Source organism: Pseudomonas sp. TE50-2, assembly GCF_040813665.1.
Lineage (GTDB): Bacteria > Pseudomonadota > Gammaproteobacteria > Pseudomonadales > Pseudomonadaceae > Aquipseudomonas > Aquipseudomonas soli.
Window position 1 is genome coordinate 3,086,410 of sequence record NZ_JBFNXN010000001.1, and the last position, 19,225, is coordinate 3,105,634.

19 protein-coding genes are annotated in these 19,225 nt (G+C 63.6%); 12 read left to right on the top strand and 7 right to left on the bottom strand.

Annotated features, from left to right (window positions below; translation table 11 throughout):
• The first annotated feature begins 18 nt into the window (after nucleotides 1-18).
• The 5 genes from AAHK21_RS14050 (at nucleotide 19) to AAHK21_RS14070 (ending at nucleotide 5,561) form a co-directional block, all read left to right on the top strand.
• Nucleotides 19-2,019 carry a diguanylate cyclase gene (locus AAHK21_RS14050; RefSeq protein ID WP_367857542.1) on the top strand — a complete coding sequence of 667 codons (2,001 nt, stop codon included), beginning with the start codon at nucleotides 19-21 and terminating at the stop codon, nucleotides 2,017-2,019.
• A 99-nt stretch (nucleotides 2,020-2,118) separates the two neighbouring features.
• Complete coding sequence (locus AAHK21_RS14055; protein WP_367857543.1) at nucleotides 2,119-2,514, top strand: hypothetical protein; 396 nt, start codon at nucleotides 2,119-2,121, stop codon at nucleotides 2,512-2,514.
• Nucleotides 2,515-2,573: 59 nt separating this feature from the next.
• Nucleotides 2,574-3,362 (top strand): N-acetylmuramoyl-L-alanine amidase, encoded by a 789-nt coding sequence (locus tag AAHK21_RS14060; protein WP_367857544.1) that lies wholly within the window; start codon nucleotides 2,574-2,576, stop codon nucleotides 3,360-3,362.
• A 101-nt stretch (nucleotides 3,363-3,463) separates the two neighbouring features.
• Complete coding sequence (locus tag AAHK21_RS14065) at nucleotides 3,464-5,092, top strand: EAL domain-containing protein (protein WP_367857545.1); 1,629 nt, start codon at nucleotides 3,464-3,466, stop codon at nucleotides 5,090-5,092.
• A 193-nt stretch (nucleotides 5,093-5,285) separates the two neighbouring features.
• On the top strand, nucleotides 5,286-5,561 hold the full coding sequence (locus AAHK21_RS14070; protein WP_367857546.1) for a hypothetical protein: 276 nt from the start codon (nucleotides 5,286-5,288) through the stop codon (nucleotides 5,559-5,561).
• A gap of 194 nt (nucleotides 5,562-5,755) precedes the next feature.
• Here the strand turns inward: AAHK21_RS14070 and AAHK21_RS14075 are convergent, their stop codons facing one another.
• Both AAHK21_RS14075 and algB read right to left on the bottom strand, forming a co-directional pair.
• Entirely contained in the window at nucleotides 5,756-7,534 is a 1,779-nt protein-coding gene (locus tag AAHK21_RS14075; protein WP_367857547.1) for a KinB sensor domain-containing domain, read from the bottom strand.
• A complete protein-coding gene (algB, locus tag AAHK21_RS14080) occupies nucleotides 7,531-8,877 on the bottom strand; it encodes a sigma-54-dependent response regulator transcription factor AlgB (protein ID WP_367857548.1) in 1,347 nt (448 codons plus the stop codon). The genes AAHK21_RS14075 and algB overlap by 4 nt, the downstream gene beginning before the upstream one ends.
• 210 nt (nucleotides 8,878-9,087) lie before the next feature.
• Here algB and AAHK21_RS14085 point away from each other — a divergent pair, with 210 nt between their 5' ends.
• From AAHK21_RS14085 to AAHK21_RS14115, 7 genes are all read left to right on the top strand, one after another.
• Nucleotides 9,088-9,909, top strand: coding sequence for a BON domain-containing protein (locus tag AAHK21_RS14085; protein WP_367857549.1), 822 nt, complete (start codon nucleotides 9,088-9,090; stop codon nucleotides 9,907-9,909).
• Between the two features lie 175 nt (nucleotides 9,910-10,084).
• Entirely contained in the window at nucleotides 10,085-10,372 is a 288-nt protein-coding gene (locus AAHK21_RS14090) for a hypothetical protein (RefSeq protein ID WP_367857550.1), read from the top strand.
• A 39-nt stretch (nucleotides 10,373-10,411) separates the two neighbouring features.
• The gene (locus tag AAHK21_RS14095) at nucleotides 10,412-10,573 is read left to right on the top strand and encodes a DUF1328 domain-containing protein (RefSeq protein ID WP_008092060.1); all 162 of its coding nucleotides are present in this window, start codon (nucleotides 10,412-10,414) and stop codon (nucleotides 10,571-10,573) included.
• 5 nt (nucleotides 10,574-10,578) lie between these two features.
• The gene (locus AAHK21_RS14100; protein WP_031314662.1) at nucleotides 10,579-11,049 is read left to right on the top strand and encodes an inhibitor of vertebrate lysozyme family protein; all 471 of its coding nucleotides are present in this window, start codon (nucleotides 10,579-10,581) and stop codon (nucleotides 11,047-11,049) included.
• Nucleotides 11,050-11,272: 223 nt separating this feature from the next.
• On the top strand, nucleotides 11,273-11,560 hold the full coding sequence (locus AAHK21_RS14105) for a hypothetical protein (RefSeq protein ID WP_367857551.1): 288 nt from the start codon (nucleotides 11,273-11,275) through the stop codon (nucleotides 11,558-11,560).
• 216 nt (nucleotides 11,561-11,776) lie between these two features.
• Nucleotides 11,777-13,111 carry a glutamate/aspartate:proton symporter GltP gene (gene gltP, locus AAHK21_RS14110; protein ID WP_023629390.1) on the top strand — a complete coding sequence of 445 codons (1,335 nt, stop codon included), beginning with the start codon at nucleotides 11,777-11,779 and terminating at the stop codon, nucleotides 13,109-13,111.
• Between the two features lie 228 nt (nucleotides 13,112-13,339).
• Nucleotides 13,340-14,569 (top strand): nucleoside recognition domain-containing protein, encoded by a 1,230-nt coding sequence (locus tag AAHK21_RS14115; RefSeq protein WP_046853634.1) that lies wholly within the window; start codon nucleotides 13,340-13,342, stop codon nucleotides 14,567-14,569.
• Here the strand turns inward: AAHK21_RS14115 and AAHK21_RS14120 are convergent.
• The 5 genes from AAHK21_RS14120 to AAHK21_RS14140 all read right to left on the bottom strand — a co-directional run bounded on the left by AAHK21_RS14120 (nucleotide 14,551) and on the right by AAHK21_RS14140 (nucleotide 19,147).
• Complete coding sequence (locus AAHK21_RS14120; RefSeq protein ID WP_367857552.1) at nucleotides 14,551-15,165, bottom strand: ABC-type transport auxiliary lipoprotein family protein; 615 nt, start codon at nucleotides 15,163-15,165, stop codon at nucleotides 14,551-14,553. The genes AAHK21_RS14115 and AAHK21_RS14120 overlap by 19 nt on opposite strands.
• Nucleotides 15,162-16,100 (bottom strand): MlaD family protein, encoded by a 939-nt coding sequence (locus AAHK21_RS14125; RefSeq protein ID WP_046853636.1) that lies wholly within the window; start codon nucleotides 16,098-16,100, stop codon nucleotides 15,162-15,164. The genes AAHK21_RS14120 and AAHK21_RS14125 overlap by 4 nt, the downstream gene beginning before the upstream one ends.
• 3 nt (nucleotides 16,101-16,103) lie before the next feature.
• Nucleotides 16,104-16,889 carry an ABC transporter ATP-binding protein gene (locus AAHK21_RS14130; RefSeq protein ID WP_046853637.1) on the bottom strand — a complete coding sequence of 262 codons (786 nt, stop codon included), beginning with the start codon at nucleotides 16,887-16,889 and terminating at the stop codon, nucleotides 16,104-16,106.
• The gene (locus AAHK21_RS14135; RefSeq protein WP_367857553.1) at nucleotides 16,886-18,019 is read right to left on the bottom strand and encodes an ABC transporter permease; all 1,134 of its coding nucleotides are present in this window, start codon (nucleotides 18,017-18,019) and stop codon (nucleotides 16,886-16,888) included. The genes AAHK21_RS14130 and AAHK21_RS14135 overlap by 4 nt, the downstream gene beginning before the upstream one ends.
• A 117-nt stretch (nucleotides 18,020-18,136) precedes the next feature.
• A complete protein-coding gene (locus AAHK21_RS14140; protein ID WP_367857554.1) occupies nucleotides 18,137-19,147 on the bottom strand; it encodes a DUF5924 family protein in 1,011 nt (336 codons plus the stop codon).
• Nucleotides 19,148-19,225 lie beyond the last annotated feature (78 nt).

The following is a 19,225-nucleotide window of genomic DNA, read 5'->3' on the forward strand; positions in this document are numbered from 1 at the left end:
CCCGTTGCGGATCCAGGCATGACCGAAGAAGCCGAGCGCTGGAAAGAAAAATACCTCAAGAGCATCGAGCAGCAGGAAAAGCTCGAGCGGCGCTGGGAAGCCCGCCTCGATCTGCTGCGTCGTGGCCTGGTGCGCAGCACCCTGGCGGCGGAGGGTAGCGACAAGATCGTCGACCAGTGCATGAAGGAAATGCGCGAGGTCATCCGCAGCGACAACATGGACGCCGGCCTCGCCGGGCTGATTCCGCGCCTGGAAAAAGCCGTGCTCGACTCCGAGCAGCGCCGCGAAACCCGCATGAACCAGGTCAGCGAGGCGCTGACCGCGCTGGTTACCCAGTTGCAGACCTTGCCGCTGCCGGGCGATGTGGCACGTCCGTTGAAAAAGCTGGCGAAGAAGCTCGACGGTGGCGTCAGCCAGTCCCGCGAGCTGCCGCCCTTGCTGGGCGAGCTCAGTGGTTTGCAGGGGCGCGCCCTGGATGCGGTGCAAAAGCCCGATGACGAGGCTCGCCCCGGGTTTCTGCAGCGCCTGTTCGGTGGCCGTGACGAGCCCCAAGGGGAATTGGCGACCGCACCTGTTGCCGTCGAGGCGACGTCGCCCGCACCGCAGCCAGCCGCTGCAACCCCGGTCATCGCACCTGAGCCACAGCCCAGGGATGCCGACGAACTGCACGCCCTGGCACCTGCGCCTCAAGCCTTGCCCGAGGCGGCACCGGCAGTGGATGAAACGGTGCCCGTCGAGCTGCCTGAAGCGCAAATTGAATTACCCGGCCCGGCGCTGGTTGAAACCACGCCATTGGTCGTTGCTGATCCGCACCCCGAAACCGAGCCATCGGTGGGCGCGGTTGCCGAACCCGTACCCGAGCCTTTGACCGTCATCGAGACGGAGCAAGCCGCAACGGATGAGCCGGACACAGCGGCGGAGCTGGCCCCCGTCGATGATGGCCCTTATGCCCTGCCCGATGCGGTCGAGCCGCCCTACAGCCAGGTTGCCGCCCATATCGAGCAGACGCTGATCGGCTTGCTCGATGACCTGAGCCTGCCCGAGCGCCACAAGGCCCAGGCCCTGGAGATGCGCGAGCGGGTTTCGCGGGGGCTGAACTGGTACGAGCTGATCCCGGTACTGGATGACCTGGCTGTGCTCATGCTGGCGATCACCGACAGCGGCCAGCATGAGTTCGAGGCTTACCTGCAGCAGCTCAACGAGCGCCTGGAAACCTTCCAGAGCCACTTGCACGAAGCCAGCGCCGGCCATGCCGACAACAGCTCCGCCGCACGAGAGCTCGACAGCCAGCTGCGCGAGCAGGTCGATGGCCTGCAGAGCAGTGTGCAGGGTGCTGCCGATGTCGACAGCCTCAAGCATATCCTGGAGAACCGCCTCGAAGGCCTGCTGGTGACCATGGATGATCACCAGCACGAGCGTGATCGCCGTGAGCATGAGCTGGCCAGCCGCCTGCAAGGCCTCGCCGAGCGCGTGGCGAGCATGGAGCAGGAGGCCCTGGGCTATCGCGAGCATCTCGAGGAGCAACGCCAGAAGGCCATGATCGATCCGCTCACCGGCCTGCCCAACCGGGCGGCCTGGAGCGAGCAGGTCGAGCGCGAGGTGCTCGACTGGCAGGAAAACGGCGGCCACCTGGCCATGGCCATCCTCGATCTCGATCATTTCAAGCGCATCAACGATGGCTATGGCCACCTGGCGGGCGACAAGGTGCTGAAGATCGTGGCCGATCAACTGCGCAAGCGCTTGCGCGGGCGCGATTTCATCGCCCGTTTTGGTGGCGAGGAATTCGTCCTGCTGCTGCCACAGACTTCGCCACCGGCGGCGGTCCAGGTAGCGGAGGCGTTACGTGCGGCCATCGAAGCCTGCCCCTTCCATTTCAAGGGTGAGCGGGTGGTGATCACCACGTCCATTGGCCTCAGCGCATTCCGCTCCGGTGAGCGTGGCGACCAGGTACTCAAGCGGGCCGACGAGGCGCTGTACCGGGCCAAGGACGGTGGCCGCAACCGTGTCGAGCAGGCATAGATAGTTAACGCCCCGCAGCCCCTGGATCAATCGACACTTTTGGCCAGCGCTGACTCTCCAGCGCACCGCCAACAGATCGATTGTGAAAGGAGTTGAAGGATGAATGTAACCAAATGGCTCATGCTGGCCGTGCTCGGCCTGGTCTTCCAGACCAGTGCCATGGCCAAGGACATGCTGCTCACCGCGCATGTGGGGGCAGACGGCAAGGTACTGCGCCAGTGGCCGGAGTGGATCAGCCAGGTGGAGCGCGAGGCGCAGGCCAACTACTTCACCCAGTACAAGCTGAAGCTCAATCCGCGCATCGTGCATCAGGACCCTGGTTTCTGCTCGGTGTCGCCGATCGATGCCAGCAGCTACGACCGGCAGATGCACGGCCAGGCCAAGGTGATCGGCAAACCAATGATCGAACGCCTGAGCGTGATGACCCAGCTGGTGGACATGAAAGGCGCCAGCGGCGACAACTCGCTGGAATTTCTGCTGATGTGCGTACGCTGAGCGTAACGTCGCCACAGGAGCACGTTATACTGTAGCGCTGTTGTCGCCTACTCAATGACGTGCTCCCCGCAATGAAAAGACTTTTCACCGCCCTGCTCCTGTTGGCCCTGGCAGGCTGTTCCAGTGGCCTGCGTATCGACCGCAGCCACCCCTCGGCCAATCAGGACAGCCGCATCCAGTTCGTCGTCGTGCATTACACCAACGCGTCGCTGGAGCGTTCCCTCGCCCTGCTGACCCATGGCGAGGTCAGCAGTCATTACCTCATCGGCGACGGCCCGGCCACGGTCTACCAGCTGGTGGACGAGAACCGCCGCGCCTGGCACGCCGGGGACAGCCAGTGGCAGGGCCGCACCTGGCTCAACTCCAGCTCCATCGGCATCGAGATTGTCAACGAGGGCTACACGGACACGCCGACCGGGCGCGTCTGGCACCCTTACAGCGAAGCCCAGGTGCAAGCGCTGATCGCCTTGCTCAAGGACATCGTCAAGCGCAACAACATCGACCCGCGCCACATCATCGGTCATAGCGACATCGCCCCGCTGCGCAAGCTCGACCCGGGCCCGTTGTTCCCCTGGAAGCGTCTGGCCGAGGCTGGCCTGGGTGTCTGGCCGGATGCGCCTTCGGTAGCGCGGCAGCAGGCCTATTTCGAGGTCAATCCGCCGACCATCAGCTGGTACCAGCAGCAGCTGGCGCGGTTTGGCTATGCCATCGACCAGACCGGTGAGCTGGACGTGGCCACCCGGCATGTGATCGCGGCCTTCCAGATGCGTTTCCGCCCGCGGCTATTCGATGGCACGCCGGATGCGCAGACCGCCGCGATGTTGCAGGTGCTTAACCGCAAGCGCTGACCCGAACTTTTCGGACGCTTGGCGCGCAAGCGGGCCAATTCACACGCCCAGCGGCTGCGCCAAGCTTTGATTCAGTTGCTATACCTTTGGTATTCAACTGGATGCCACGCATGCTTGCCCTCTTTACGACGGTGCGTCAAATTTTCCACCGCCCCTGGCTGTTGGCCGCGCTCGCGGCGTTGGCCAGCGCCGGGCTGTTGCTCGCGATCAGCGTCAACGTTGCCCTGCAGCAGATGAAACAAAGTGAAAGCGCGCAGATGAATGCCCAGGGCGAGCGTTTTCTCGAGCGCCTGGAGCAGGTGTTCGGCCAGTTGCGCGAGGCCGTGGACCAGCTTCAGGCGCAGCCACTGCGCGGCTGCGATCCATTGATGCTGATGCAACTGCAACAGGTGGCGCTGAAGTCGCGGTTCATCTACGAAGCATCCTATGTGGAGGGTACGCGGGCCTGTTCCAACCGCGGCGAGGAGCGGATCATCGAGCCCTTGCGCAGCCCGGATATCCAAGGGCCGACCTACAGCTACTGGCTCAATACCACCACCGAGCCCAACGAGAACCTCGCGGCCCTGATGCTGGGCCGTGGCCGCTTCGTCGTCTCCACCTCCCGTGGCCACCTCACCGACGTCGTCGACCTGCCGCCCGGTGGCAGTCTGCTGGTGGTGCTGGATCGCGGTACCCGGGCCATCCCCGTGCTGGGCCCGACGCAACCCTGGCCACCGACCAGCGAATGGCCGCCCGCGCAGGGCAAATCGTTGATCGAGCTGCCCGACCGCCTGGTCTATCGCATGTCCACCAAATCTCCGGACTACCAGTTGGTGCTGATCGCGCCCAGGGCGAGCCTGCCGTTGAAGCTCAATGGCCTGCTCTGGTTGCTGTTCCCTGGAAGCCTGGTATTGGCCGGTTGTATCGGCTGGTTGGTGCTGCAACTGATCCTGCAACGCCGCTCGATGAGCTCTGAGCTTCAGCATGCGCTACGCCGTGGCGAGCTACAGGTGCTGTACCAGCCGATCTTCGAACTGGACAGCCGCCGCTGCGTCGGTGCCGAGGCCCTGGTGCGCTGGCGCCGCCCGGACGGCAGCCTGACCAGCCCGGAGCTGTTTATTCCCCTGGCGGAGAACACCGGCCAGATTCGACAGATCACCGACTTCGTCCTGCAACGGGTGCTCGAACAGCTGGGGCAGTTGCTGCGGGCCAACCGCCAGCTCTATATCTCGGTCAACCTGGCGGCCTGCGACGTCATGGCGCCGCGTATAGGCCGGGTGGCGGCGCGGTTGCTGGCGCACCATCGTGTCGCTCCCAGCCAGATCGCTTTCGAGGTGACCGAGCGTGGCCTGATCGATGTGGTGGTGGCGCGGGACAACCTGCAGGCCCTGCGCGCCGTCGGGCACCAGGTGCTGATCGATGACTTCGGTACTGGCTATTGCAGCCTCGCCTACCTGCAGACCCTGCCGGTGGACTGCCTGAAGATCGACAAGTCGTTCATCGATGCCCTGGGCCATGACGCCGCCAGCAGCGGCGTGGCGCCGCACATCATCCGCATGGCCCACGACCTGCACCTGCGGGTAATCGCCGAAGGCATCGAGTGCGAGGACCAGGCGGTGCTGCTCAACAGCGAGGGGGTCAACTACGGGCAGGGCTGGCTGTTCGCCCATCCGCTGAATGCCCGTCAGTTTGCCGAGCTGATTACCCGCGGGCGGCGGGTGGCGGGGCGGCGGATCGATGATGAGCCTTGAGGTATGTTTCATTCTCATTCTGGCATTTCGAATGCGAGCGAACTGTTGCCGTGACCTTCTGCCTGCTCAGTATTAATGTTTTTTGTTACGAGCGTGGGTGCCAGTACCTGATAAAAATGCTAGTTGTGATGGTTTCTTTCTGGAAGTAGAGTCGGCTTGCGTTTTCGGGCTCTTTACTTTTCGAGGTGCTGCCATGAGCAAAGATAAGAAATTTATTGTTCCTAATGATCAGAAAGTGGAAGTTAAAAGTATCAGGGCGATGTATGCTTTCGACGATGGCAAGGATAGCATTTTGCAGATTTTCGTAATAGACCGCTCAGACAAAGAGTTCACTTTCAATTTGAGTTCACCAACCCTTCAGGCAGGGGCGTGGGCAGCATTCAATGCTTTGAGGTCCAGTAATCCGGTGCAAGTGGATCTTCGAATTCACGATGGGACTCATGAGGTTTACGCGATAGATGTGAAATAACTTACGTGCATTCCTACTTTGGCGCCCCTCACGAGGGATGTCGCATTTTCCACCATTTTACTTGTTGCCCATTGAGAGGCGTGCTGATTACTCACGCTTCTTATTTGGGGGTGGTTGAAAGTTTCCCTTTCCTCTTGAATTTCATCGCCCCAGTGGGTTTGCCATTAGTGGAAGTAAGGTTGGCGGTGCAGTAATCAAACAGGCAACGCCATATAGAACTGTGTCCCCTGCCCCGGCCGTGAGAACACGCCCATCCGCCCGCCATGCAGCTGCACGATTTCCTTGCACAGCGCCAGACCCAGCCCGGCCCCGCCCTTCTTGCGCCCTACCTGCACGAACGGCTCGAAGATCCGTCCTTGCTGGCCATAGGCGATGCCTTCGCCGTTGTCCTCGACGCTGATGATCACCCGCTCGGCATGCCGCCGGGCATGCAGGCGGATACGCCCTCCGGAGCCGGTGTGGCGAATGGCGTTGTGCAGCAGGTTGTCCAGCACCCGGTCGAGCTGCGCGACATCGGCCTGGATGCGTGGCAGTGGTGGTTCCAGCTCGCGGATGATCTCGATCTGCTTGCCCGAGGCTTGTTCGATGAAACGCGCCTGGGCGCGCTCGAACAGTTCCTCCAATGAACAGGGGGCCAGTTCCAGCTTCTGCAAGCCGCTTTGATAGCGGGAGAAGTTGAGCAGGTCGTTGATCAATTGGGTGAGGCGCTGCATTTCCTCGGCAATGGTTTCGAGCAGGTCGTTCTCCCGCGCTTCGGGCGGGAAGCTGACACGTTCGCGCAACAGCCCGAACGCCATGTGCATGCCCGTGACGGGTGTGCGCAGCTCATGGGAAGCACGCAGTACGAATTCGCTGCGTACCCGTTCGAACGCGCGTTGTTCGGTGACATCGTGCAGCACCATCACCGCGCCGAGAATGGGTCCTTCGGGGTGGCTGACCGGGGTCAGGCTATAGGTCAGCAGCCTGGTTTCTTCATCCACCTCCAGGCTCAGGTCCTCCGGCAGTCGGTCCAGGCTGCCGCCACGCAGCACCTGGCGCAGTTGTTGTTCCAGCTCGGGGCGTTGCAGGGCTTCGGCCAGGCTTGCGCCGAGGCGGCTGGGATCCCAGCCGAGCTGGCGCTGGGCCACCGGGTTGAGGTGCTCCAGGCGCCCTTGCCGGTCGATGATCAGCAGGCCATCGTCAATGCTGTCCAGTACCGCCTGCAGGCGCTGCTGGCCAGCCTGCAGCTCATCGACATTGGTGGCCTGGTGCTTGCGCAGGGCGTCGGCCATCAGGCCGAAGCGGCGGGTCAGCAGGCTGAGCTCGGTGGCCTGGGTCACCGGCAGGGTGACGTCGAAGTTGCCCTGGCCGACCTGGTCGGCGGCCTTGGCCAGCGCCTCGATCGGCTGGCCAAAGCGGCGCGCGATGTTGTGCGCGGTGATGAAGCCGAGGACCAGCACGACGAGGCCCATCAGGCCGAGCAGGCCACTGATAAGCAAGGCGTGGTCGCGCGATGCCTCCTCGCTGCGGGTGATGTGCTCCAGGGCCTGGCGGTGCGAGTCGAGCAGATCGGTGCGCACCTGGTTGAAGGCGGCGCCGAGGGGCTGGTCCACACCCATGCTGCGAGCGGGCGCCGGACTCTGCCGATAGGCCTGGACGAATGCCTGGTAGTTGCTGGCGGCCTTGCTGAAACCGGTACGCTCGCCGCCTTGTTCCAGCCCCTGCTTGAGCAGTGTCTGGAACTGATCCTGCAGGGTGACGAGGGTGCTTGGGGCGGTGTCCTCGTCGAGGATGAGGTTGAGCTGCTCACCCAGGTTCTGGCGCAGCTTCAGGGCCAGCTCCAGGGTCTGGGTGGTGTCCTGCACCACGCGCTGCTGCAGCGCTGCCATCTGCAGCACACTGAACAACCCCAGCAGCAAGCCCAGCAAGGCCACGGTGACCAGCGCCGAGATACTCAGGAACAGCCGCGTGCGCAGCTTCATCGGCCATTTCATAGGTTGTACTGCTTGCGCTTGCGGTACAGGGTGGAGGCGTCGATACCCAGGGTCTTGGCGGCCTGGTCGAGGGTGTCGCTGGTGGCCAGCACCGCGCCGATATGGGCACGTTCCAGCTCGTCCAGGCTCAGCGCCGCACCGACCCGCGGCGCGTTGCCGGCGGGTTGCTCAGCCATGCCTAGGTGGCTGATCTCCACACGTTCCTGTGGGCAGATGATGCTGGCGCGCTCGATCACGTTGCGCAGTTCGCGGATGTTGCCCGGCCAGCGGTAGTTCAGCAGCGCCACGCGCGCTTCGTCGCTGAAGCCACGGGCCGGGCGCGAGTACTCCTTGACGAAGCGCGCCAGGAAACGGTCGGCCAGGGTCAGGATGTCTTCACTGCGCTCGCGCAGGGGTGGCAGGTGCAAGGTGATCACGTTCAACCGGTACAACAAGTCTTCGCGGAAACGGTTCTCGCGCACCATCTCGTCGAGGTTGAGGTTGGTGGCCGCGAGGATCCGTACATCCGCCCGTCGTGTGACCGGGTCACCGACCCGCTCGTACTCTTTGTCCTGGATGAAACGCAGCAACTTTGGTTGCAAGGTGAGGGGAAAATCACCGATCTCGTCAAGGAACAGCGTGCCACCATCGGCCTGGCTGACCCGCCCCAGGGTACTTTCACTGGCACCGGTGAAGGCGCCACGGGTGTGGCCGAACAGCTCGCTTTCCATCAGCTCGGCATTCAACGACGGGCAGTTGATGGTCACGCAGGCCTTGCGTGCGCGCTTGCTCCAGCCATGGATGGCGCGTGCCAGTTCGCCCTTGCCGGTACCGGACTCACCGAGGATGAGAATGTTGGCATCGGTGGTCGCCACCTGGCGGGCGGTTTCCAGCACCGCCATCATCGCCGGGCTGTGGGAGTCCAGGCCGTCCTTGGGCTTGCGTACTTCACCCTCGAGGGCCTCCAGGCGCGCCGACAGCTGGCGCACTTCCAGCTGCTTGGCCGTGGCCAGGCGCAGTTGGTCGGGGCTGCAGGGCTTGACCAGGTAATCGGCGGCGCCGGCCTGGATGGCGTCCACCGCGGTATCGATGGCCGAGTGGGCAGTGACGATGACCACCCGCATCCATGGCGCCTGGATGCGCATTTGCGCCAATACGTCCAGGCCGTTGTCCTCGCCCAGGCGCAGGTCGAGGAAGCACAGGTCGAACACCTGGCGCTGCAGCAGGGTCTCAGCCTGGGCGGCGCTGTTGGCGGTCGCCACGCTGTAGCCCTCGTCCTCGAGGCAGTAGCGGAAGGTACGCAGGATGGCGGACTCGTCGTCCACCAGCAGAATGCGGCCTTGGTTGTCCTGGGCTGATTCCATTTCCTGCGCTCCTTTGGGATTGATCTCAATTAGTGTCGGAAAAATCGGGCAAGTTGCATGGTCGATTCTGATTGATTCTGTCCCATGCATGCTAGCCGCATGCCTTCATGATGGCTAAGTGGCTGATAAATCTAAAGTTGATTGTGGGCAAATAGCTGGCATGTCGGTTGCGAGAGTCATGGGTTGAGTGATGCGAAAGGAGGTTTTGTGATGTCTATTTACCCTCGAATGGCCGTGCTGGCGGCTTGTGTGTTGTCGATTGTCGCCCAGGCCCAGGCTGACCCGGTGCAGGACGCGCGCCTTGAAGGCGCCCTGCAGACGGCGCTGTCCCTTAACACCATGCTCAACGCCTTCCCTATAAAGGTAGAAGTCGAAGGCCAGCGGGCACGGCTTTCGGGCGAAGTGGAAAACCCGGTGGAACGCATGCTGGCCGAACAGGTGGCCCTGGCCACGCGCGGGATCGAGCAGGTGGATAACCAATTGCGGATCGACCCAGGCCTGGTGGACAGGCCCCTGGAATTGCGTGCCTACGCCCAGCGTCTGGAAGACGCCACCCTCGGCGCGGTGGTGCGCGCACGGCTGCTGTGGAGCCGGGTTACCGAGAAGGCCGCTATCGAGGTGGAAAGCCGCGAAGGCGTGGTGACCCTGCGCGGCAAGGTGGACAGCCCTGAGGCCAAGGAGCTTGCCGGGGTGCTGGCGCGTACTACCGATGGGGTACATCTGGTCAACAACCTGGTCAGCCTGGACAGCACGGCCCTGGCCAAGGCCCGGGAAAAGCCTGTCGATGCCCCGACAGGGCCGCAGCCCAGCGACAGCTGGATCGTCGACAAGATCCAGGCCAGCTACCGCTTCAGCCGCAACCTGGACGGGCTGAACATCAAGGTAGCCAGTGAAGAGGGCCTGGTCAGGTTATCCGGCGAGGTGGTCAGCAGCGAGCAGAAGGCCATAGCCGTGGACGTCGCCAGGCAGATCGTCGGGGTGCGCGGCGTAGACGCCGATCTGTTGAAGATCGCCACCAAGGTAGAGGGCTGATCGTGCAAATCGCACGAACCCTTGTAGGCGCATCGTGCAGGATACGTCCTTCACTGGTATGTGTATATTTAATAAGTAATTGATTTAAAAGGATTTATTTAGAGTTTCATGGCTGGCATGCAGGCTGCACTGATCTTCCCAAGAACGGATAACAAGTACTGCAGGAGGAGCCGGCATGAATCGCCCCAACGTCAACCGCACGCAGAGCGCTGTAGTACCCCTGCAGCAGCTGCTGTTCCTCGGCATGGCCCTGCTGCTGACCTTGGCGGTCGGCCTGTTCCATCACAGCTGGCAGACCGCCCGGCTGGCCGAGCAAGTGGCGGCGCAGACCGCGCTGTTGACGCAAATGCGGGCAACGACCCACGCCAGCACCTTGGTCAAGGCCGCCCAGCCACTGCCCAGTGCCGATACTGCCCCTGCCGTTCTCGACCGCGTCGAGCCCCAGCAACGTTGGGTGTTCTGACACTGCTGACCGATTTCGTACAAGAAAAGGAGAAACATCATGCTGAGTTGGGCTATCACCTTCCTGATCATCGCCATTATTGCCGCAGTCCTGGGCTTTGGTGGTATCGCCGGCGCTGCGACCGGTATCGCGAAGATCCTGTTCATCGTCTTCCTGGTGCTGTTCGTTGCCTCCTTCTTCTTCGGCCGCGGTAGAGGTTGACGATCATGAGCAGGATGCTCCCGAAAGCCTTGGCCGTCGCACTGCTGCTGGGCAGTGGTGCGTCGGCGCTGGCCGCCAATGACGGCCAGGTCCGGGTCAACCAGTTGCTTGGCTCGGACCCCGAATATCAGAAGACCTGGCAGAAGACGATAAAGAAAGAAGAGCGCTTGCCGGAATGGGTGATCAACCTCAGCGGCAGCTCGGCACAGCAGATGTCGGCGGTGACCGAGGACGGCGACCAGTATCTGGTTGGTCCGCTCTGCGAATCCGAGGGCAATTGCACCTACAAGCGCCTGGTCGTGGCCTTCAGCTGGGACAAGGATGAAGCCTACGGCATGCTCGTGGAAGTGCCGGAGGGCCTGCCCGCAGACAAGTCGCCGACCCGCCATGCGGACTACCGCTGGTTGGGCAAGCCGGACGAAGGCATGAAAGCTTTGCTGCAGGAGCAGCTCAAGCGTGACCCGAACTGGTACTGACCAGCGGTCGCGCACTGTAACGCTATAGAAGCTGAACCTTTTTATCTTTCAGGCTTCTATGATGCGCCGCCCCGAGGAGGGACGGCGCATGACCAGGGGGCCGGGCCGTTCTGACTGTTGCAGGGTCGGAGTGGCCTAGGGGTACAGGGAGTGCCTCCATCATGGGCCGGGTCAGGAGAGGGTGGCATCGGAAGTTGCAGGTCGATCGGGTCGGGTTGAGGACGTGACCGATCTGGCTTCCGAAGCGCCTGTAGGGATTTATCTATCCATACGAGCGACTTTTCACTTCAGACACATTTTGTCGCTACCGTATATCGAAATTTTTTTAGTTGTCCGACAGGTCAGCCGGTGTGGCATTTCAGCCATTCGGATTGTCGAACACGCCATCAAACCCACTTCTTTCATACCTGCAAATCTGCCGAAAAATGGCGCATTGGCCTTGTTCGGAAATCCGAACGTTGAAAATCAAGGCTTTGGCGATGCTCGATTTTGGCTTCTGGTCTCATGCTGATTCGGCATGGGGTAGTCGTTTCCGGCATTAGACTGCCCCTGCCCACGTCGCAATAGTTGCCGCCTTTTTCCTTGGCCCGAGCGCCAGAAATGCTCGCTCGCGGTGTCCTTACAGAGGGGCCCGGAACGGAACATGCAGCCGCCTAGAAGCTTTGAAGCGCTCTGGAACGCGACTTTCCGTCAGGTGCCCGTGACCACTACAACAAAGGGTAATGACATGAAGAAGGCAAAACTGAGCCTCGCCTGGCAGATCGTCATCGGTCTGTTGCTGGGCGTTGCAGTCGGCGCGCTACTGAATCATTTCAGTGCAGAAAAGGCATGGTGGATCAGCAACGTCCTCCAGCCAGCCGGCGATATCTTCATTCGCCTGATCAAGATGATCGTCGTCCCGATCGTGATTTCGTCGCTGATCGTGGGCATCGCCGGGGTAGGCGACGCGAAGAAACTGGGCAGTATCGGCCTGAAGACCATCATCTACTTCGAGGTGGTGACCACCATCGCCATCGTCGTCGGCCTGGTCCTGGCCAACGTGTTCCACCCGGGCGCCGGCATCGACATGAGCACCCTGGGCACCGTCGACATCTCCAAGTACCAGGCCACCGCGGCCGAGGTGCAGCATGAGCACGCGTTCATCGAGACCCTGCTCAACCTGATCCCGTCGAATATCTTCGCGGCGCTGATGCGTGGCGAGATGCTGCCGATCATCTTCTTCTCGGTGATGTTCGGCATGGGCTTGTCGAGCCTCAACGCCGATCTGCGCGAGCCGCTGGTGCGTACCTTCCAGGGCGTGTCGGAGACCATGTTCAAGGTCACCCACATGATCATGAACTACGCGCCGATCGGTGTGTTCGCCCTGATCGCCGTGACTGTCGCCAACTTCGGCTTCAGCTCGCTGCTGCCGCTGGCCAAGCTGGTGCTGCTGGTGTACTTCGCCATCGCCTTCTTCGCCTTCATGGTGCTGGGCCTGGTGGCTCGCCTGTTCGGCTTCTCGGTGATCAAGATCATGCGCATCATGAAAGATGAGCTGATCCTCGCCTACTCCACCTCCAGCTCCGAGACCGTGCTGCCGCGCGTGATCGAGAAGATGGAGAAGTACGGTGCGCCGAAGTCGATCTGCTCGTTCGTGGTCCCGACCGGCTACTCGTTCAACCTCGACGGTTCGACCCTGTACCAGAGCATCGCGGCGATCTTCATCGCCCAGCTGTATGGCATCGACCTGTCCTGGAGCCAGCAGCTGCTGCTGGTGCTGACCCTGATGGTCACCTCCAAGGGTATCGCCGGCGTGCCGGGTGTATCGTTCGTGGTACTGCTGGCCACCCTGGGCAGCGTGGGCATTCCGCTGGAAGGCCTGGCCTTCATCGCCGGTGTCGACCGCATCATGGACATGGCCCGTACCGCGCTGAACGTGGTCGGCAACGCCCTGGCCGCAGTGGTCATCGCCAAGTGGCAGGGCATGTACGACGCCGAGAAAGGCGAGGCGTACTACAAGTCGCTGGTGCTGGAAAAAGGCAAGAAAGAGGCCGTGGTGGCGGGCAAGACCGTCAACCAGTAAGCCGCTGAGCTGAACGAAGAGCCCCGACTTGTCGGGGCTTTTTGCTGTCTGAAAGTTGACCGCGGCCGTGTTACCCACACTGGCCCCATCGCCGGCAAGCCGGCTCCCACACGGGTATCGCAAATCCCTGTGGGAGCCGGCTTGCCGGCGATGGGGTGCGAAGAGCCCCCAACAGCGCGCACGTTGATTGCGCTATCATTCGGGCATTTTTCACGGGGGAACACACGGATGCTCAACGGCCTCTGGCTCGGCTTTTTCCTGATTGCGGCCATCAGCGCCCTGGGCCAATGGCTGGTGGGCGGCAATGCCGGCATCTTCGCCGCGATGGTCGAGAGCATCTTCGCCATGGCCAAGCTCTCGGTAGAGGTGATGGTCCTGCTGTTCGGCACCCTGACCCTGTGGCTGGGTTTTCTCAAGATTGCCGAGAAGGCCGGCATCGTCGAATGGCTGGCCAAGGTCCTCGGGCCGCTGTTCGCCCGGCTGATGCCGGAGGTACCGCCGGGCCACCCTGCCCTGGGCCTGATCACCATGAACTTCGCCGCCAACGGCCTGGGCCTGGACAACGCCGCCACGCCCATCGGCTTGAAGGCCATGCGCTCGCTGCAGGAGCTCAACCCCAGCAGCACCACGGCGAGCAACGCGCAGATCCTGTTCCTGGTGCTCAATGCCTCGTCGCTGACCCTGTTGCCGGTGACCATCTTCATGTACCGCGCCCAGCAAGGCGCGCCTGACCCGACCATGGTGTTCCTGCCGATCCTGCTGGCCACCAGTTGCTCGACCCTGGTCGGCCTGCTGTCGGTGGCGGTGATGCAGCGCCTGCGCCTGTGGGACCCGGTGGTGCTTGCCTACCTGATCCCTGGCGCGCTGTTGCTGGGTGGCTTCATGGCGTTTCTCGGCACGCTGTCGGCGGCCGCGCTGGCCAGCCTGTCCTCGATCCTGGGCAACCTGACGCTGTTCGGCGTGATCATCCTGTTCCTGGTGATCGGCGCGTTGCGGCGGGTGCAGGTGTACGAGGCCTTCGTCGAGGGCGCCAAGGAGGGTTTCGACGTGGCCAAGGGGCTGCTGCCCTACCTGGTGGCGATGCTGGTGGCCGTGGGCGTGTTGCGTGCCTCCGGCGCCCTGGAGCTGGCCCTGGACGGCATCCGCCACGCGGTGACCTGGATGGGCCTGGATACGCGCTTCGTCGAGGGCCTGCCCACGGCGCTGGTCAAGCCGTTCTCCGGCAGCGCGGCGCGGGCGATGCTGATCGAGACCATGCAGACCCAGGGCGTGGACAGCTTCCCGGCGCTGGTGGCGGCGACCATCCAGGGCAGCACCGAAACCACCTTCTACGTGCTGGCGGTGTACTTCGGCGCGGTGGGTATCCAGCGCGTGCGCCATGCGGTGGGCTGCGCGCTGCTGGCCGAGCTGTCCGGGGTGATCGCGGCGATCTTCGTCTGCTACTGGTTCTTTGCCTGAGCCTGGCTGACGGTCCAGTCGACCACCTGGCGCGCCAGCTGGTCGCTGGCCGTACCGAAGCCGGCGACCACCGCCGGCACTTGCTGGCTGCCTAGCGGCTGGCGTACCTCGAAGCGTTTGCTCGCGAGGATGCGCTGGCTGCGGCCCTGCACCAGCCGGGCATCGTAGCGGATCACCACCTCCACCGCCCCGCCTGGGCGGTACTCGCTCTGGAACGCCTGCAGTTCGCCACCCAGCTCGTAGTCCGCTTGCAGGTTGCTGTCGTCGGCACTCAGGCGCTGCACTCGGCCATCGCGCTGGAAGCCGTCGAGCAGGCGATTGCGCACCAGCATCGGCGTCGGGTCGCTCCAGCGGGCGCCCTTGTAGCTGCTGATCACATCCCCCTGGGGAATGACCGCTATACGTGGCCCGGCCAGGGCTTCGCTGGCCAGTGGCTTGTTCAGGCGCAGCGACCAGTCCAGCGGCGCGGCACTGCGGGCGGTCTGGCCCACCGGCAGGCGATAGATATCCACAGGCTCGGACTGTGGCAGGATCGAGCAGGCCGAAGCCAGGCTCAGGGCGGTAACGAGTGCGGCCAGGCGCAGCGACAGCTTCATGGCTGGAACTCCTTGTTGTTGTCGCGGCCCAGCAGGTAGCCGCTGGGGTCGGCTTCCAGGCGCCGGGAGATGCCCTTGAGCGAGTTGAGGGTCTCGCGCAGTTCGCGGATTGCCGGGGCGATCTGGTTCAGGCCCTGGGCACCGTCGTCCAGGGACTGGCGGTTGTCCTGCAACAGGCTGTTGATGGTCGCGGTGCTTTCGGCCAGCGACTGCATGGCCTGCTCGGCGCTGCCGATGGCCTGCTTGCCCTGGGTGCCCAGCAGGCCGTTGGCATTGCGCATCAGGGCCTGGGTCTCGGCCAGGGTGGCATTGGCTTGCTTGCCGACCTGAGCCAACTGTTCGATGGCCTCGGAAATCCCGCCCTTCTGGTTGGCGAAGGCGCCGGTGGTCTGCTCGAGGTTGGCCAAGGTATTGCTGAGGCGCTCGATATTGCTCGAGGAGAACATCTGGTTGGCGTTGTGCAGCAACAGGTTGATGTTGGTCACCAGGTCGCTGCTGTCGTTGAGCAGGCGCGAGATTGGTGAAGGTGAGGCGACGATCACCGGCAGCTTGCCATCCTTGCCCTTGAGTTCCGGGCTTTGCGGCGTGCCGCCGCTGAGCTGGATGAACGAGTTGCCGGTCACTCCCGCCAGGGTCAGCTTGGCCTGGGTGTCCTCCTTGACCGGCGTGTCGCCGCTCAGGCGCACGCGAGCCAGGACCCGGCGCGGGTCCTTCGGGTCCAGGCGCAGGCTGCTGACATCACCGACCTTGATGCCGTTGTACTGCACCGGGCTGCCGCGGGACAGGCCCGAGACCGCCTCGTTGAACACCACTTCGTAGTCCTTGAACGCGTCGTCGACACTGGACTTGGTCAGCCACAGGCCGAATAGCATGGCGCCCGCCACCACCAGCACGGTGACCAGGCCGATCAGGACATGATGAGCTCGGGTTTCCATCGTTCAGCGCTCCTGGCGGGCGCGCAGGGCGGCGTCTTCGGCCGCCCGGCCGCGCGGGCCGTGAAAGTATTCGTGAATCCAGGGATCAACTGTCTGCTCGACCTCGGCCAGGGGCCCGGCTACCAGCACCTTCTTCTGCGACAGCACCGCCACCCGGTCGGTAATGGTGTAGAGGGTGTCCAGGTCGTGGGTGATGAGGAACACCGACAGGCCCAGGGCGTCGCGCAGGGTAAGGATCAACTGGTCGAAGGCGGCGGCGCCGATCGGGTCGAGGCCGGCGGTGGGCTCGTCGAGGAACAGGATGTCCGGGTCCAGGGCCAGGGCGCGGGCCAGCGCGGCGCGCTTGATCATGCCGCCGGACAGAGAGGCCGGGTACTTGTCGGCAGCGCTGATCGGCAGCCCGGCCAACGCCAGCTTAACCCCGGCCAGGTGTTCGGCGTCGGCCCGTGACAGCCCGGCATGCTCGATCAGCGGCAGGGCGACGTTCTCGGTAACGGTCAGCGAGGAGAACAGTGCGCCCTTCTGGAACAGCACGCCGAAGCGGCGTTCGACCAGCGAGCGCTGGTTTTCGTCGAGCGTGGCCAGGTCCTGGCCGAACACCTTGACCGTACCTTCATTGGGCCGGCGCAGGCCGACGATGCTGCGCAGCAGCACCGACTTGCCGCTGCCCGAACCGCCGACCACGGCGAGGATCTCACCGCGGTACAGGTCCAGGTCGAGGTTCTCGTGCACGCTCTGGCTGCCGAAGCGGTTGCACAGGCCCCGGGCTTCGATCACGGCTTCAGTCACCAGCCCATCTCCATGAAGAACAGCGCGGCCACCGCGTCCAGCACGATGACCACGAAGATCGATTGCACCACGGCGGAGGTGGTGTGGGCACCCACCGACTCGGCGCTGCCGCTGACCTTGAAGCCTTCCAGGCAGCCGATGGCGGCGATCAGGAAAGCGAAGAACGGCGCCTTCGCCATGCCCACCAGGAAATGCTGCACGCCGATGTCACTCTGCAGCAGCGAGAGGAACATGGCCGGCGAGATATCCAGGGTCAGGGCGCAGACCACCGCGCCACCGATCATGCCGCAAAGCATCGCGACGAAGGTCAGCAATGGCAATGCGATCAACAGTGCCAGCACTCTGGGCACAACCAGCAGCTCGATCGGGTTGAGGCCCAGGGTGCGAATGGCGTCGATCTCTTCGTTGGCCTTCATCGAGCCGATCTGCGCGGTGAACGCGCTGGCGGTGCGCCCGGCCATGAGAATGGCGGTCAGCAGCACGGCGAACTCGCGCAGGAAGGAGAACGCCACCAGGTCGACGGTGAAGATCGTCGCGCCGAAGTCGGCCAGCACCGTGGCGCCCAGGAAGGCCACAACGGCGCCGACCAGAAAGGTCAGCAAGGCGACGATGGGCGCGGCGTCCAGGCCGGTCTGCTCGAGGTGCGCGACCACCGGGGTGACCCGCCAGCGATGCGGCTGGAACAGGCGCAGGAACAAGGTCTGCAGGATCAGGCCGATGAAACCCAGCACCTGGGTGGTGTCCTGCCACAGCTGGTCGACGGCGCGGCCGATGCGCGCCAGCAGGAGCAGCAGCACTGGCTGCTCCGGTTCCTTGACCGGGATGCAGTAGTCCTGCACCGAGCAGTAGACGTTCTTCAGCAAGGCGCGGCTGGCGTCGGGGAGTTCGTCGCTGCAACGCGACAGGCGTTCGGAGCCCAGCAGCTCGGCCAGCAGCGAGGCGCCGGCGGTGTCCAGGCGGCCCAGCTGGCTGAGGTCGACCTGGGTGTCATCGCCGTACTGGCTGCCCAGGCGCTCGCATTCGCGCTTGAGCTCGGCGTAGTGGGCCAGGGTCCAGTCGCCGACGATGCGCAGGCGGGTGGGCTGCTGCTGGGTGTCCAGGGTAGCGCTCGGGGCGGTCATAGGCTCCATGCATCTGACTGGGGAATCGGCGACTCAGATCATAGCCCATCACGGGGCAGGCCCGCTCCCACCAGAATCATGGCGTGGGAGCGGCGGTGCGCCGATGCGACTTGCACCGCGATCTTGTCAGGAGTCCACCACCTTGAACCGCAACACTCCGATCACCTGCCCGTCCTCGGTCAGCACCCTCACCTGCCACTTGCCCACCGGATTGGGCGGGAAGTTCTGCTTGTGGGTCCAGGCGCGGTAGCCCTCCTTGCGCCCGCCGTGGATGTCCAGGGCGATACGGTCGACCTCTTTGCCGTCGAGTTGCCACACATGGTAGATGCGCTCGTTCAGCCCGCGCGGCGCGTTGATTGCGGTGTAGGCATACAGCCCGCCACTGCGAATGCGGCTGGCCGCCACTTCCTCCAGCGACGCGCCCGGCTGACGGTTGAGCACCTCGGTGCTGATCGCCACGTCGGTCATCCACAGCGTGGCCGGCGGCACCCAGGAGCGCAGCAGCCAGCCGCCGCCGCCCACTGCCAGGGTCACCAGCACCAGGGCCACGCCGCGGCGCCAGTTGTTGATCGGGAAGCTGCTGGCCAGGCTCGGGAACGACAGCGCCATGGCGGCGATCAGTGCCAGCTTGAAGCTTTGCGCGGTGGTCAGGTGCAGGATGATCGGCAATGCCGTGAGCATGGCCGCGAACAGCGTCAGGGTGTGCAGCGCCAGGAACAGCCAGCGCCGCGGCGCCAGCCACTTGTGGTACAGCGGGTCGACGATCGAGATCAGCCCCGCGGCACCGAGCAGGCCGGTGAACACCAGCTGGCCGCTGTTCCAGGTGGTGGTGATGAAGAAGAACGGCAGGACGAAGAACAGGCTTTCCTGGTGGATCATCTGCGTCGCGAAGCGCAGCAGCGGTTGCGGGATCTCGCGCTTGAAGGTGCGGGCGAACAGCTCGGTGAGGGTGTTCTCCAGCATCAGCCAGACCCAGCTGACCAGCATCGCGATGGCGATCCACCGGGCAAGGCCGGCCTGGCGGTCGACCAGGATGAAGCTGCCGATCCCCGAGAGGAAACCGTAGAGCGCGATGATGCCGGGGTAGCGTTTGAGCAGCTCGATGATGCGCAGGATGAAGCTGGGGAGTGGGGGCATGGGTTTACAACAGGAAAAGGCGTGTTCGAGGCGTCGTGGGAGCGGGCTTGCCCCGCGATGACCATCGCGGGGCAAGCC

Excerpts from the sequence above, each read along its gene's own strand:
- AAHK21_RS14115 (WP_046853634.1), top strand. The coding sequence starts at position 13,340 with ATGCTCAACGGCCTCTGGCTCGGCTTTTTCCTGATTGCGGCCATCAGC.
- AAHK21_RS14135 (WP_367857553.1), bottom strand. The coding sequence starts at position 18,019 with ATGGAGCCTATGACCGCCCCGAGCGCTACCCTGGACACCCAGCAGCAG.
- AAHK21_RS14065 (WP_367857545.1), top strand. The coding sequence starts at position 3,464 with ATGCCACGCATGCTTGCCCTCTTTACGACGGTGCGTCAAATTTTCCAC.
- AAHK21_RS14125 (WP_046853636.1), bottom strand. The coding sequence starts at position 16,100 with ATGGAAACCCGAGCTCATCATGTCCTGATCGGCCTGGTCACCGTGCTG.
- AAHK21_RS14085 (WP_367857549.1), top strand. The coding sequence starts at position 9,088 with ATGTCTATTTACCCTCGAATGGCCGTGCTGGCGGCTTGTGTGTTGTCG.
- AAHK21_RS14100 (WP_031314662.1), top strand. The coding sequence starts at position 10,579 with ATGAGCAGGATGCTCCCGAAAGCCTTGGCCGTCGCACTGCTGCTGGGC.
- AAHK21_RS14140 (WP_367857554.1), bottom strand. The coding sequence starts at position 19,147 with ATGCCCCCACTCCCCAGCTTCATCCTGCGCATCATCGAGCTGCTCAAA.
- gltP (WP_023629390.1), top strand. The coding sequence starts at position 11,777 with ATGAAGAAGGCAAAACTGAGCCTCGCCTGGCAGATCGTCATCGGTCTG.
- AAHK21_RS14090 (WP_367857550.1), top strand. The coding sequence starts at position 10,085 with ATGAATCGCCCCAACGTCAACCGCACGCAGAGCGCTGTAGTACCCCTG.
- AAHK21_RS14050 (WP_367857542.1), top strand. The coding sequence starts at position 19 with ATGACCGAAGAAGCCGAGCGCTGGAAAGAAAAATACCTCAAGAGCATC.
- algB (WP_367857548.1), bottom strand. The coding sequence starts at position 8,877 with ATGGAATCAGCCCAGGACAACCAAGGCCGCATTCTGCTGGTGGACGAC.
- AAHK21_RS14075 (WP_367857547.1), bottom strand. The coding sequence starts at position 7,534 with ATGAAATGGCCGATGAAGCTGCGCACGCGGCTGTTCCTGAGTATCTCG.
- AAHK21_RS14095 (WP_008092060.1), top strand. The coding sequence starts at position 10,412 with ATGCTGAGTTGGGCTATCACCTTCCTGATCATCGCCATTATTGCCGCA.
- AAHK21_RS14055 (WP_367857543.1), top strand. The coding sequence starts at position 2,119 with ATGAATGTAACCAAATGGCTCATGCTGGCCGTGCTCGGCCTGGTCTTC.
- AAHK21_RS14120 (WP_367857552.1), bottom strand. The coding sequence starts at position 15,165 with ATGAAGCTGTCGCTGCGCCTGGCCGCACTCGTTACCGCCCTGAGCCTG.
- AAHK21_RS14070 (WP_367857546.1), top strand. The coding sequence starts at position 5,286 with ATGAGCAAAGATAAGAAATTTATTGTTCCTAATGATCAGAAAGTGGAA.